Origin of the sequence: Mesobacillus jeotgali, assembly GCF_900166585.1 — a bacterium.
In the GTDB taxonomy this organism is placed as follows: domain Bacteria; phylum Bacillota; class Bacilli; order Bacillales; family Cytobacillaceae; genus Mesobacillus; species Mesobacillus jeotgali_A.
Map to the genome: position 1 here is coordinate 792297 of NZ_FVZC01000008.1, position 13495 is coordinate 805791.

Annotated in this window: 17 protein-coding genes; 4 read left to right on the plus strand and 13 right to left on the minus strand. The window is 42.8% G+C overall.

From position 1 onward, the window contains the following. Window positions 1–25 precede the first annotated feature (25 nt). Entirely contained in the window at window positions 26–1456 is a 1431-nt protein-coding gene (locus B5X77_RS09035; RefSeq protein ID WP_079507250.1) for a bifunctional metallophosphatase/5'-nucleotidase, read from the plus strand. Between the two features lie 243 nt (window positions 1457–1699). Here B5X77_RS09035 and B5X77_RS09040 read toward each other — a convergent pair whose 3' ends face one another. From B5X77_RS09040 to B5X77_RS09070, 7 genes are all read right to left on the minus strand, one after another. Further along, window positions 1700–2287, minus strand: a complete 588-nt coding sequence (locus B5X77_RS09040; protein ID WP_079507252.1) for a peroxiredoxin family protein — start codon at window positions 2285–2287, stop codon at window positions 1700–1702. Then, window positions 2284–2895, minus strand: a complete 612-nt coding sequence (locus tag B5X77_RS09045) for a hypothetical protein (protein WP_079507254.1) — start codon at window positions 2893–2895, stop codon at window positions 2284–2286. The genes B5X77_RS09040 and B5X77_RS09045 overlap by 4 nt, the downstream gene beginning before the upstream one ends. Then, the gene (locus B5X77_RS09050) at window positions 2892–3305 is read right to left on the minus strand and encodes an OsmC family protein (protein ID WP_079507256.1); all 414 of its coding nucleotides are present in this window, start codon (window positions 3303–3305) and stop codon (window positions 2892–2894) included. The genes B5X77_RS09045 and B5X77_RS09050 overlap by 4 nt, the downstream gene beginning before the upstream one ends. Window positions 3306–3373: 68 nt before the next feature. Further along, window positions 3374–4441, minus strand: a complete 1068-nt coding sequence (locus B5X77_RS09055; protein WP_139378324.1) for an ATP-binding protein — start codon at window positions 4439–4441, stop codon at window positions 3374–3376. Next, window positions 4428–5123 carry a response regulator transcription factor gene (locus B5X77_RS09060; protein WP_257391758.1) on the minus strand — a complete coding sequence of 232 codons (696 nt, stop codon included), beginning with the start codon at window positions 5121–5123 and terminating at the stop codon, window positions 4428–4430. The genes B5X77_RS09055 and B5X77_RS09060 overlap by 14 nt, the downstream gene beginning before the upstream one ends. Before the next feature lie 45 nt (window positions 5124–5168). Then, a complete protein-coding gene (locus B5X77_RS09065; RefSeq protein ID WP_079507258.1) occupies window positions 5169–5882 on the minus strand; it encodes a cytochrome c biogenesis CcdA family protein in 714 nt (237 codons plus the stop codon). 285 nt (window positions 5883–6167) lie between these two features. Further along, window positions 6168–6353, minus strand: coding sequence for a hypothetical protein (locus B5X77_RS09070; protein ID WP_079507260.1), 186 nt, complete (start codon window positions 6351–6353; stop codon window positions 6168–6170). Between the two features lie 41 nt (window positions 6354–6394). On the opposite strand from B5X77_RS09070, the gene B5X77_RS09075 reads away from it, so the two are divergent. Further along, entirely contained in the window at window positions 6395–7297 is a 903-nt protein-coding gene (locus tag B5X77_RS09075) for a LysR family transcriptional regulator (RefSeq protein WP_079507262.1), read from the plus strand. A gap of 21 nt (window positions 7298–7318) precedes the next feature. Here the strand turns inward: B5X77_RS09075 and B5X77_RS09080 are convergent, their stop codons facing one another. From B5X77_RS09080 to B5X77_RS23675, 6 genes are all read right to left on the minus strand, one after another. After that, a complete protein-coding gene (locus B5X77_RS09080; protein WP_079507264.1) occupies window positions 7319–8899 on the minus strand; it encodes a beta-propeller fold lactonase family protein in 1581 nt (526 codons plus the stop codon). A gap of 27 nt (window positions 8900–8926) precedes the next feature. Continuing rightward, the gene (locus B5X77_RS09085) at window positions 8927–9538 is read right to left on the minus strand and encodes a 4Fe-4S binding protein (RefSeq protein ID WP_079507266.1); all 612 of its coding nucleotides are present in this window, start codon (window positions 9536–9538) and stop codon (window positions 8927–8929) included. 16 nt (window positions 9539–9554) lie between these two features. After that, window positions 9555–9950 carry a c-type cytochrome gene (locus tag B5X77_RS09090; protein WP_176167276.1) on the minus strand — a complete coding sequence of 132 codons (396 nt, stop codon included), beginning with the start codon at window positions 9948–9950 and terminating at the stop codon, window positions 9555–9557. Window positions 9951–10033: 83 nt separating this feature from the next. Beyond that, window positions 10034–10576 carry a cbb3-type cytochrome c oxidase subunit II gene (locus B5X77_RS09095; RefSeq protein WP_079507270.1) on the minus strand — a complete coding sequence of 181 codons (543 nt, stop codon included), beginning with the start codon at window positions 10574–10576 and terminating at the stop codon, window positions 10034–10036. Between the two features lie 15 nt (window positions 10577–10591). Next, the gene (locus B5X77_RS09100; RefSeq protein ID WP_079507272.1) at window positions 10592–11965 is read right to left on the minus strand and encodes a cbb3-type cytochrome c oxidase subunit I; all 1374 of its coding nucleotides are present in this window, start codon (window positions 11963–11965) and stop codon (window positions 10592–10594) included. 210 nt (window positions 11966–12175) lie between these two features. Further along, a complete protein-coding gene (locus B5X77_RS23675; RefSeq protein ID WP_257391759.1) occupies window positions 12176–12298 on the minus strand; it encodes a hypothetical protein in 123 nt (40 codons plus the stop codon). Between the two features lie 146 nt (window positions 12299–12444). Here B5X77_RS23675 and B5X77_RS23680 point away from each other — a divergent pair, with 146 nt between their 5' ends. Then, window positions 12445–12579, plus strand: coding sequence for a hypothetical protein (locus B5X77_RS23680; RefSeq protein WP_257391760.1), 135 nt, complete (start codon window positions 12445–12447; stop codon window positions 12577–12579). 423 nt (window positions 12580–13002) lie between these two features. After that, window positions 13003–13482, plus strand: coding sequence for a DsrE/DsrF/DrsH-like family protein (locus tag B5X77_RS09105; RefSeq protein WP_079507274.1), 480 nt, complete (start codon window positions 13003–13005; stop codon window positions 13480–13482). Window positions 13483–13495 lie beyond the last annotated feature (13 nt).

Genomic DNA, 13495 nt, shown 5'->3' on the forward strand with positions numbered 1-13495 from the left:
AAATGCTTTGAAAGGAGTGGATTCTATGACAAAGCTGACTATCATACAGCAAAACGATACACATGGGAGCCTGGAACTCCATCATGAATTATTCTGGCGAAAGAAACAGCCTGAACTGCGAAAAACTGGTGGTTTACCGAGAATTGCAAGATATATCAAGGATCTTAAGTTGCACAGTGAGAACGTTTTATTCCTTGATGGAGGTGACCTCTTTCACGGGACACTCCCACTGGTGGCAACAAAAGGCAAAGCTATTGTACCAGCGTTGCAAAAAATGGGATTGGATGCCTGGGTGCCCGGGAATTGGGATTTTGCTTATGGAAAGGAGCAATTATCTTCCCTGGCAAATGCTCTGCCTTTCCCCGCCGTTGCTTGCAACGTAAAAGAACAGAATACCAATGATTCATTTTTGAAGCCTCATATAATCAAACAGTTTAACGGTGTGAAGGTAGGAATCATTGGGCTGACTTATCCGTACGTCCACGAAACCATGCCTGCCAGCTTTTCGGAAGGCTTATCTTTCTCCAAGGTGGTGGAAGAGACCCTGCAAAGTGTCGGCGAGCTAAAAGAAAAGGTGGATCTCATTGTTTTATTGAGCCATATGGGACTGCCGCTTGATGTTGAACTTGCAAACCGTGTCGATGGCATTGATGTCATCTTATCCGGACACAGCCATGACAGGATTGAAAAACCAATCACAGTAAATGGCACATTGGTCGTACAGGCAGGATCCAGTTCATCCTTTCTTGGTAAACTGGAGATCCACCTGGAAGGCGGAAAAGTTGAGAATTACCAGTACGAATTGGTGGCTATCGATGAGAGTTTCCCTGTTGATCAGGAGATGGAGCGAGTTATTGGTGATATCGTTGGGCCATACAGCATGGAGCGGAATAAGGTGGTGGGCGGAACAGAGTCGATTTTACACAGGATGACCTTGAATGAAGCGCCAATGGATCAATTGATCACGGATGCCTACCTGCACAAATTCGATGTCGACCTGGCATTTTCCCATGGCTGGAGATATGGTACACCTTTACCTGAAGGTGATATAACCGAATATGATCTGCATACCATCATCCCGACAAACCCAGAACTATTCACGCTGGAGATGACCGGAGAGCGAATTCTGGAAACTCTCGAGAACAATCTGGAAATGGTGTTCTCCAGGGATCCATTCAAGCAAAAGGGCGGATATATACTAAGATCTTCAGGATTGTTCATGGCCTTTAAACCATATAATCCAGAAGGCAGCAGAATCCACAAACTCCTCGTTGGAGGACAGGAAATCGATATGAAAAAGAACTACTGGATTGCCGGAGCAGGCAAGCAGCTGTTTAAAGACGCAGAAGCAGATAAATCCTACCATGGCGTATATGCCGTCGATGTCATTAAGGAATTTTTAAAAGACAAAGGAACATTCAAGGCCGATGGAGAACCGAAAATCCTCAGCATTTAGAGAACTTTTAGTTTTTATGGACATTTCCCGTGTGGAGCAGCACCAGAATGTCCAAGAAACAGGTTTTAATGGACATTTCAAGTGTGGAGCAGCACCAGAATGTCTAAGAAAGAGGTTTCAAAAAGGATTTTCAAAGCGAAACAGCACCAAAATGTCCAGGAAGGGTTTTAATGGGCATTTCGATGGCAAAGCAGCACCGCGACGGTAAACATAAAAAGTCACAGCCTCTGCCGTGACTTTTCTTTATTTAATACCGGTTAGTTCCTTCATCATTTTCTCATCCATTGGTCCGACAATCTTCTTCGTAATCACGCCGTTTTCGTCGAGGATGTAGCTGGTTGGGATGGTAAATGCCTGATAGGTTGTTCCTGCGTTTCCTGCTTCATCCATAGGAATCGTAAAGGTCAAACCATATTCCTCGACGAATTTTTGGACTTCTTCTACGCCTTTGTCCATGCTCGTCAGGTTGACAGCGAGGATTTCTACACCCTGTTCGTTATATTCTTCATAGAATTTTTGCATATGGGGCATTTCGGCTTTACATGGAGGGCACCATGTAGCCCAGAAGTTCAGGATGACCTTTTTGCCTCGATAATCAGACAGCTTGATTGTCTCTCCTTCAAGGGTCGTCAGTTCAAAATCCGGTGCCTCTGCACCTTCACGCAATGAAGATAACTTCGCCCCCGGAATATCTTCCGTAGATTCAGCTGACTCTTTTGCAGGTGCGGTTGTTTCCTTTTCGCCCTCAGTCGATCCGGGTTTCCAGATATTCACGACCAGAATGACGACAGCCAGTGCTAAAATCGCGAATGATAAAAGGTTTTTATTCAAAGTTGTAATTCCTCCTTGTTTAAACGATGAAATACTATTAAAAATATTCCGAGTGCAAAGATCAGCATGTTCTCCACTGTCAGCAAATCGGAAAAAAGACTGAGGATTAGTGCTTCAAGCATAAGGAATAATATCGCATATTCCATGGTAAGCCAAACTTTTTTAAAATAAAGCGCAGCAAAGGCTATCCATAGGATTGCCTGCACACATGCAGCGGTATAGTCCTCTGAAAATACGAATAGTCCAGTCCAATAGAGCAGGTAGAAAAGGAAATAGGCCGGCAGAAATTCTTTTCCATTAACCATGTTATCCTTTTTCTTAGAAATCATAAACAAGTAAATGGCAATTCCTGCGAAAGCAAGGATCTGTCCTTCAGTCCCGCCGTTAAAATAAAGGAGCGAGAAGGGTGTGTCAAGAAACATCTTAAAATTAAATACGGCATAGCTCAGCTTGTAGATCGCTATGTAGAGGAAAAAGCTGTTCCAATACCAATCACCAATGCTCTTTTTTTCCCTGGAACGGTAGATGAGGGCCCCGATAAAAATGGCAGCAAAGGCGGCAAGCAAATCTGCAGGCAGCGTGAATCTTCCAATCGTTATATAATTCAAGCAACATCACCTTTTTTGGGCTGGTCTGGCGTGAACTCGATCTGATACTGGATGTCAATGTTCCTAATGACAGACTGGATCATGCCGCAATTTTTCACGACAAGGCCGGCAATCTTTTCAGCTTGATTGGCCTTATCCGATGTGTCAGTCTGGACATCCACAGCGAATGTCAGTTGTTCAATCCGGTTTGCTTCTTCGGGATTCCTGACTGCTGAAACCTTTACGTCCATTCTTTTATAGTCTATTCTCTTCTTGGCAAGAATATTTGCCAGCACCGCGGTACTGCATCCAGTCAATGAGGATACGAACAGTTCCATAGGCCTGTAGCCCATCTCGGTGTTCGGTGATATTGGAAGAAATCCATATTCCATTTGGCCGATCAGCTTATCATTATAGTAAGTAAATTCCACGATAATCGCTCCTTTTTTACGATAAATAGATATACTCACCAGTATGTATTCGTATTGTTAAGGGTTGATTAAGAAATGGAACGGGTTGGAATGTTAATCCAGAATAAATGATGATAACCATCTGTTTCAAGGCCGATTTGACCTTTATGCGCATCGATGATACTTTTTGCAATGGCCAGCCCCAGTCCGGCACCTTCCGCTTTTGTGCTTCGGGATTCTTCCAGCCGGTAAAATCGTTCGAAAATAAGCTCTTTTTTTTGCGGATCGATGTATGTTCCTTCATGTGAAAAAGTAATCCTGTACCCCTCCGTATTACGCTGTCCCTTAATGGTTAAGTATCCGCCGGTGTCATAATCGATGATGTTCTGCAGCAAGTTGGACAGGACTTGCTTCAAGCCGTCTCTATTTCCAAGGACTAAAGCGTGTTCGGTTTGTTGGCTGAACGACTCGAACCTGCTGGTCAGCTTTAGTTGGAAGGCTGCAAATGATGCGTCCAAAATCTGTTTTATCTCAATTTCCTCGAACTTTCTCTCAGGAAAATGAGCCTCCTGGCTCCACGCATCAAGCTCGGCAATCAGGTCGACGATCCTGGTAATCCGTCTGGACTCATCAAGAAGCGATCCGAAAAGCTCCCGGTCACCCTTCAGAACACCTGTGTGAAGGGCCTCAAGATAGCCATTGATATTTGTCAGCGGCGTCCTTAGTTCGTGAGCGATATCTCTCAACATTTCTTCACGCCTTGTTTGGACAACAGAAAGTGTCTCTGTCATGGCATTAAAGTTTGTTACGAGTTCACCCAGTTCACCGCTCGCGTCTACATCAAGTCTGGCAGGAATTTTTCCTGCTTTTACTTGATTCGCTGCAGCAGCCATCGCTTTAACAGGGTCAACAATCCTTTTTACTGAAAAATAGTGCAAAAGCCCGGCTGCGATAAAAGCAATGACGCTTACCTTGATAAGGAATGCATTCAACGTATCTACAAGTTCAGGACCGGTCACTTTTTCATGATTGACGAGAAAGCAGGCATAGTCTTTAACAGAAATGCCTGCCAGCATGATGACCAGCAGGATGACGAGGCTGTTGACTGCTACCAGCTTCGACAGTAACAGGTTTGCGATGCTTTTAATTCGCCGCAAATTTATACCCCATTCCTCTTACAGTTTGAATATAATCCTTCGGCGTTTTTTCTTTGATTTTTTCACGAAGATTCTTGATATGGACATCGATCGTCCGCTCTGTTACTGCCTTTTCGTTATTTTCGTAAATGGTGTCGAGTATCTGTGTGCGTGAAAGGATCTGTCCAGGATGTTGCATGAACATATGGAGAAGCCTGAATTCAAAATTAGTCAAATCGAGAGCTTGCCCATCTATCAGCGCCTGGCCTTTTGCAGGTTTAAGGGTAAGGCCAGTAAAAGTCAGCTTGCCGCATCTGCTCGCAGTCCGTCTTAATACTGCCTCGATCCGGACCATCAGCTCAGCAGGGCTGAAAGGTTTAACTACATAATCGTCAGCACCTAGCTTGAAACCTTCAATCCGGCTCTTTTCAGAAGCCTTTGCCGTAAGCATGATGACCGGCATCATGCTTTCAAGGTCATTGCGGAGCCATGTGCAAATCTCTTCACCGCTTTTTCCAGGAAGCATCAAATCAAGTAACAGGATGCATGGGTCATATTTCTCGATCATCTCCTGGGCGTCAATTCCATTATCAGCTTCGAGGACCTCATAGCCTTCATTCGTTAAATAAATTTTGACGAGTTTTCTTATTTTAGGATCATCTTCAACTACCAGCACACTTTTGCCAATCAGTTCTTTAATCACAAAATTAGATCACCCCTTCAGCTCTTAAGGCAGTTCCTGAAAATTTTAAAACTGAAACAAACTGTATGCTGACAGCCAGGCACTGATTTTCTGCATCTGGCCGGACAGTACGAGGAAGCCCATGCCCACCATAATCATACCATTTACCAATGCCAGCTTAGATAGGTATTTGTTGATCTTCTTGATCGCTTTTAGTGAATAAGAAATAACAAAAGAGATCACCAGGAAAGGCACGGCCATTCCAAGTGAGTAAGAAGTCAGCAGGTACATTCCTTGATATAAAGTATCAGAAGAACTTGCCAGCAGAAGGATGGAGGAGAGAGCAAGCCCGACACATGGTGACCATCCGCTTGCAAACGCCATTCCAAGGAAGACGGAGCTGAAAGCGCCTTTTGGTTTGGTCTCCGATTGAACTTTTTTCTCCATCATTAAAAATTTAATATTCAGCAGTCCGGCCATCTGCAGGCCGAAAACAATGATCAGCAAGCCGGCAATTTGCATGACGATTGTCCTGTAATTAGCGAAAACCTGTCCCAGGAACGATGCCGAGGCACCCATGATAATAAAAATCAAGCTGAATCCAATTATGAATCCAAATGAACGAGTGAAAAGCGTCGCCCGATCAACTGCAACCTTTGAACCTTCAATTTTCCCTCCTGTTAAATGGGTTATGTAAGCAGGGAGGAGAGGGAATACGCATGGGGAGAAAAATGATAAAATCCCAGCGGTAAAAGCAAAAAATAATCCAATATCAGTCATTGTCGTGTTCACTCCTTTTCTATCATCTATAATGTTATTTCTTTGTTAAGGAATAATTAAGGTAGAAATAATGTTTTATACCCCTATTGGTATTTTTTTATAATATATTGTATAATGACCGTGAGTGACTTTCAATTTATAGCTCTTTTTTCGGGAAAACATTAATAATCCCATTCGCTTGTTAGTATACTGTTTCATTTAAAAAAATAAAACCCAGGAGATTTCCCAGGTTTTAAAATCATCAAGGTTTAACAATAAAATAAACCCTGTGTGGTATAATGCTAATTAATGATTCAGGTTTCTTCTGATTCCGAAATAAGTGAACAGCGACACGGTTAATAAGATAACCATTGAAGCGATTTCAAACTTTACATCTCTATAGGTAATGGAATCCTCCTTGGTGAAGTACATTAAGCCAAAAATAAATACTGATAATACAATTACCGTCACGGCAATATCTAATTTCTTCAATTTATTCCCTCCAATCTATTAAGTAAAGGGGTGCGATCATTATGAATCTGGAACACTTAAAAACATTCATGGCTGCGGCAAAATATGAGAGCTTCTCCCAGGCAGGCAAGATGCTGAACCTTTCCCAACCTGCCGTCAGCCATCAAATCAGCCAATTAGAGACTTATTATAATAAACAGCTGTTTATAAGAGCCAATCGCAAAATAAGACTGTCAGAAGCCGGTAAGACCCTATACGAGCATGGCCAGCAGCTTCTTGCGTTAAGTGATAAACTTGAAAGCCTTCTCGCTGAGGGAGATTCAAATGAAACAATCAAGGTCGGCTGCAGCCATACAATTGGTGAATGCCTGATATCAAAAATGATCCAGGACTTCATAAAGTTGAATCCTGATATAGCCAGCCACCAGATCCAGGTCACAATCGGAACGTCCATCCAGATCACTGATTTGCTTTATGCGTCGGAAATCGACCTTGCTCTTGTCGAGGGACAAGCCGGCCGTTATAATTTCATTTCCCATGAATTCTATGATGACTTGCTCGTTCTTGGTGTAGCACCCCAGCTGAGGATGGATCCGGCAAACCAGGACCCTGAAAAGCTTGAGAAAATGACCTGGCTGATCCGAGAACCTGGCTGCGCTATGAGACAGGCTACGCTCGATTTATGGAAAGGCCTAAACATCGAGCCAAAATCCATCCTGATGTATAATAGCAACACACTCATCAAGGAAGGTGTTAAAAACGGGCTGGGTGTCGCTGTTTTTTCAAAGCTGGCCATCTGTCCTGAAGTTCAATCCAGACAGCTCATTGTCAGTCCTTTCAAAGACAGGGCACGTTTCCGCCCATTCTATCTGTTAAGGAAGGATAAACAGTTTAAGTCCAGCCTCCATGAAAGAGGATGGAATTTTATAAGAAATTTAGATGAAAATCCTAATGCTTCCTGTTAAAAAGACATTAGGATTTTTCTTTTATTCTTTATTTTGTTCAGCAATCTCCAGTTCAAGCTCAGTTTGGATCTTAAGGGCCTTGTGTGCATCAGATGCAAGATAATCGATGATCTGCTGTCTTTGTTCATCGGTCATTTTTGCTCCATTACCGGCCATACGGTCCACTACGGATGTCCACTGTTCTGCGCCTTTGCTTGAATTTTTCATGATTCGGCCAATATCGTGGCACTGCAGGCATGTTCCGAGGAAAGCTTCTTCATTAACGTCTTTTGGCTCTGGGAAAACTAGGGTAGAGGCTTTTTTAATCCTGTTTGCTTCTTCTTCATTCCCTTTTTGATAAGCCAGAATCTGCTCTTTTGGAACATTTGTTTTAAGTGCGATACCGTTTGGGTTCAACCCTACAGGAATGGTCTGTCTGAAATCCTTCTTTTTTGTTAAATCAATTTTAGTGAGCGTTTTATCGCCCCAGTTAGATCCGAACATCATGCTCCCGTCGGGACTCCATGACAGCCAGTGAATATTCTGTACTCCCCAGATCTTCCGGACAATTTTGTAATTATCCTTTGGATCAAGGACTGTCAAAAAGCCAGCGCCGTTTTGTGAAGTATACCAGTATCCATCTGGACCAAGGTAAGCAATGTTTGTACCCGCTCCGGTTTTTACTGTCTTGATAAACTTTAGTTTTGCAGTGTCAATGATTGAAATCGACCCATCATTACGGTTGCCTGTAACCAGATCATGCGTATTGCCCATAAAGCTTAAGTTAACTGGTTTAGGAATATCTCCAAATTTCTTTAAAAGCTTTTCTGTTTTAGCGTCATAAATCGCGACTTCATCGTCAGCAGTGTTGGCAACTGCCACATATTTTCCGTCATTGGACATGTCAAGACCGGAACCCGTCCCTTTGCCATAGTCAGTTTCTGTACGTTCAAGGTGTCTCATTTCCCCGGTATCAATATCGATAACAGTGATGAATGGTTCTGCCTGCAGGCTGACAAAGAGTTTTTTGCCATCAGGAGTCACATTTAAATCCCTGGGTTTTTTACCGACATTTTTGAACACCTTAATGAGCTTCGCTGTTTTTGCGTCAATCATGCCGACGGCTTCTACACCATTCAAGGAAGTGAAGGCGTATTTCCCGTCAAAAGAAAAGGTCATATGCTGTGGTGCAGGAGGCTTTTCGAAGCCAGGAAAATCAATGTCATGAGATTCTAAAGTTTCCATATTGATGGCTAAGACGCTCGTTCCGTAACGCTGTGTGGCATAAGCCCATGTTTGTTCCTTATTAAGGTGGATATGGTGTGGCGTACCTGAGCTTTGGATGTATTTTACAGGATTCCCGGTTTTGATATCCGCGATGGCAACCCCGTTACTAACTTCGTTAGCTGAAAGGATCCAGCCCTCGCCGTCCCAATCCATATTGTCTTCCGCATTTCCGTTCGGCTGGTCTTTCCACCAGTTAGAAGAATAGTCTTCGTGGAGTGGAGGAAGTTCCTTCACGTTTTTATTATCAAGTGATGTATCTTTTACTGCTGCCTCAGAACAGGCAGTAAGTGAAATTGACAGAAGTGCGAAAGCTGATAGTTTCAGGATATTCTTCATTTATGATTTCACCTCGCTTTGGATTCTTTAGAACCAACCAACAAGCAGGACTAATACGAGGGCAGCTGTTGTACCCCACGTAATCCATACTCCTGGATGTGTTAACCATTGAGTCTTATCATCCACACGTGAGATGCCCTGGGCCAGTCCGTACGGGCACACCTTACAGAATGAGTTCCTTGCCTTGTAGGATAAAGCTGTATATAAAACAGCAGTGGAAGTGACAAGGAAGAAATATTTATTCATTTTAAAGTTAACGATCGATTCCCAGATCGTAATGGGGTTATAGAAGTAACTTACTGTTGCGTAAGCCATGAAGAAGCTTACAATCATGGCAAGCAGGAATGTTACAGTCTTGCCTTTCTCTCCTAGTTTTGCTTCAATCTTATTCAAAAGCATGCTGAAGGTATTATGCGGGCATGCATACTGGCAAAACGCCCTGTACACGATCATCGATAGTGCCAGGAAAGCCATCAGGAACAAGAATAAGAAAACAAAGAATAAATAGCCGGCTTCATAGGATAATTCGAAACCGAACAAATACAGCTTTTCGTTGTCTATATCCATCCGGAAACCGTTCCAGAATGGAAGCGTGAAAATAATGATGAAAAATGCCCATCTTGAGATAGTTTTGCCCACGAGAATCCTCCTTTCCTTATCTGTAGTCCTTTAAGTATTCGTAGACCAGGTCGATTTCCTTTTCAGTGTAGAGGTGTCCGATAGCCGGCATTGTATTGCGGCCTTTTTTAATAACATTTTTAATATCTTCTTCTGTCATCCTGTCAGTCACCCCGCTAAGGTCCGGTGCTGCGCCAGTAGCGTGGCAGTTCAGGCATGTGCCCTCGAAGATCAGCTCTCCTTTATTGTCCTGTGGCGCCGCTGCAGGTTCGACCGCCAGTTTTCCCGGCATGAAGATCGCATATCCGATCGCCCAAATCGCTACAACGTAAAATACAGCTACAAGGAGCTTCGGCACTTTATTGTGTTGAATCTCAATGCCCGAGACAATGTCTGCCTCTTTGCTGTCATGCTGCTGATATTCTTTTTTCATGTTTTCCACCTGCCTTTTAATGGTGTGATAGGAACCCATCCCCTTAACTCGCCATGAGTCAGGGAATGGGCATTAAGACAATCTCAGTTATGGTCCATTGATTTTGCTTCTTTTTGTTCATTCTTATACTCTTCCAATCTTTCTTCTGTTGGCTTGAGGCTCATCAAGTAAGCTACAAGGTCATCCAGTTCCTGATTGGTCAGATAATCGAAGGATGGCATGATCGATCCAGGACTTGTCGACTGTGGATCGATCAAGTGCTGGCGCTGCCAGTCTTCATTGTATTTCAGGCCAACCCACATTAAATCTGGTCCTGTGCGGTTAGAACCCAAAAGATGGGGTAAATCATATTTGTAGTCGCCGCCCTGTGATACTGGTCCAAGGTTCTGGTTGGTATCTGCAGGCAATGCCCTTACGAATTGTGTATGGCACGTCTGGCAGCCGTTCTGGATATATACATCTCTTCCTCTTGCTTCAGCAGAATCCTCTGGATAGTTGCGGAGCTCGCCGCTCGCAGTCGCAGAGTTGATTTCCTGGTCGAAGAGGGGAAGGATGACCGTTCCGGCTACACCGAAGGTCCATAAAATCAATGCAACAATTAATACAGCTGATGGTTTACGTTCCAACGTGTTCCCTCCTCATTAAGCAGTAGCAGCTTGATGCTGTGCTTGTTGTTTTTTCTCAAGTTTCGCAAGTTTAATAGTTTTATACATATTCCAGGCAAGGAAGAACTGGGCTACATACATCATGGTTCCGCCAATTGCGCGGCCTTGTACGTATGGTTCCATCATCAATACAGTCTGCAGGAATGGAACACCTTCGATCCATGCGAATCCTTGAACAACACCCGCAATCCATAGTGAGAATGCGAATACCAGGAAGCCGACAGTAGAGAACCAGAAGTGAGCCTCCATTGCTCTCTTGCTGAACATTTCGCGTCCAACGATTTTAGGCAGAATATAGTAGATGGCAGCGAAAGATGTGAAAGAAAATGCGCCGAAGGGTCCCATATGTGCATGCCCGACTGTCCAGTGTGTGAACTTAATGACTGAACTTACAGATGGAAGGGCTTGCAAAGGTCCTTGAAGACATGCGAACAAATAGAAAATCGTACCCGCCATGGTAAAACGAAGCGGCACGCTAGACCTTGTCTGTGACCATGAACCTTTCATCGTCCCCCAGAAATTTGCCAGTACGGCCCAAACAGGAATCAACAGGACAATTGAAGGAATGACTCCAGCCTTAGAGATCCAACCAGGGATTGGCCCATTCATCAAGTGGTGAGGACCGTTCCATACATAGAAAGTAGCAATTGCCCAGAAACCAATCATGGATAACTGGTGGCTGTATAGCGGGCGGCCAGTCAATTTTGGCAGCAGGTAGTATATTTGCCCGACGCCGACTGTCGTCATCCAAAGACCGATTGCGTTATGTCCAAGGAACCACCCCATTAACCCCTGCTGTACGCCGCTTGGAATCCATTGTGCCGGGAAGTTGCCGACAATCCAGGTCAAAGGCAGCCATAGCAATGATCCAAGGAAATACCAGAGGCTGACATAAAGCATTTTCTCTGTTCTCTGGCCGACCGTCTTGAACAGGTTATAAGCTACAAGTCCGATTGCGACAAGAAGCTGAACATCAACCCAGAGCGGAAATTCACCATACTCGATGACCTCGGTTTGGCCGAATAGTAGTGCGAAGAAACCTTCCAAAATGACTATATTATAAAATACTAGTGCGAAATTCCCTAACTTTTCGCTATAAACTTTGGTTTTAGCGAGCTTAGGAATCATGTAAAACATTGATCCTACATACGCCATGGATAACCACGCGTAAATGACAAGCATTACGTGGGCAGAGCGAACGTGCCCGTAAGTTGTCCAGCGATTGTTCAACAATTCTGGCCAAATTTGTTTTGTTGCAGTAAGAAGTCCCATGCTCATGCCGATAATGATCCAGAAGACAGCAGCGATGAACCAATTCTTTGAAGAACTCCATTTTTCGTCTGTAAACATTTTGACACTCCCCTGTTCATAAAATAACCACAAATATTTCACAATTTCTTCACAATCTGCTATGTTACATGATACATCCGGAGGAGAAATAAAGTTATTCGAGTTTTTTATAGTGTTATCCAATTGTTTTATACATGCTCTCTAACTGGTGAAAATCGAGTTTTGGCAAAAAAAAACAGAGCGAAGATGATTCGCTCTGTTGGTGGAAGTTTAATTTTGTTCTTCTTTTTTATTATGCTTTTTGCGCAAAGTATCCAGGATGAAGATTATCAGGATAGGCACTCCGATGTAATAGAGGAAATCGAAGTAAAATCCCAGGGATTGATGTTCCATTTGTGTACCTCCCGAATTATTTTGAACACATTGTAATCCGAACGATTTTTTTTTACAACCCCCCTTTAATATACTCTGGACGGTTTCCGGAATTTCTGTTAGAGTAATTCGATAGTAATGAATGAAGGAAAAAAGGAGGTGTAGAAATGGCACCGGGAGCATGGATTTTACTATTTGTTATGATTGCATTCACCGCTTCAGCAGGGATCATCTGGGCCTGGAGCAGAAAAAACGGGCTTTATGATGAAAGTATTAAATATAGAATGCTCGATGAAGATTAATAAGCCTGATGATCACAATCTTTACAATCTGCTAAATTATAAGGGTTCATCGCATCAGGCCTTTTTCTTTTTGATTCCACTATAACTTCTTCTATTGAATTCTCTGTTCTTCTTCTATCTTTTCTTCTATTAAATAAAAGTATGTATATTCAAGCAGTCACTTTATTTTTTTTTTAATATAGCTTTAAGGGTTGGGTAAGTAGCAGTAAGTTGCTCTGCCATCAGAATATCTGTTTTATGAGCTTAAACAATACACAAATAAAAAAGTCACATAAAATTCATAAATACTGTTGACATCGAGATGGATATTTTATATTATATACCCTGTGAGGTATTAACAACGTAATCACGTTAGAAAACAAAATTATATTTTTTTAAAATAAATTATACCCTTTACCGTAATTTAAGAAAGGGAGTTAGATAATGGCAGAACAGAAAAAAACGACAATCATTTTATTCAGTGGGGATTATGACAAGGTCATGGCCGCTTACATCATTGCAAACGGAGCAGCTGCTTATGATCATGAAGTGACAATCTTCCACACATTCTGGGGATTGAATGCTTTAAGAAAAGATGAGCCAATTCAGGCTGACAAAGGCTTCATTGAAAAAATGTTTGCCAAGATGATGCCAAGAGGCGCGAACAAACTTGGATTATCAAAAATGAACTATGCAGGCTTTGGGCCAAAAATGATCAAGGATGTAATGAAGAAGCATAATGTAATGCCGCTTCCTGATTTGATTGAAATGGCTAAAGAACAGGATGTTAAGCTTGTTGCATGTCAAATGACAGTAGACTTATTTGGTCTTACGCAAGAAGAAATCATGGAGGGCGTAGAGTTTGCTGGAGTAGCCGCTTACCTTGCTGATGCAGAAGACGGGAACGTTAACCTGTTCATCTAATAGATACTTTAAA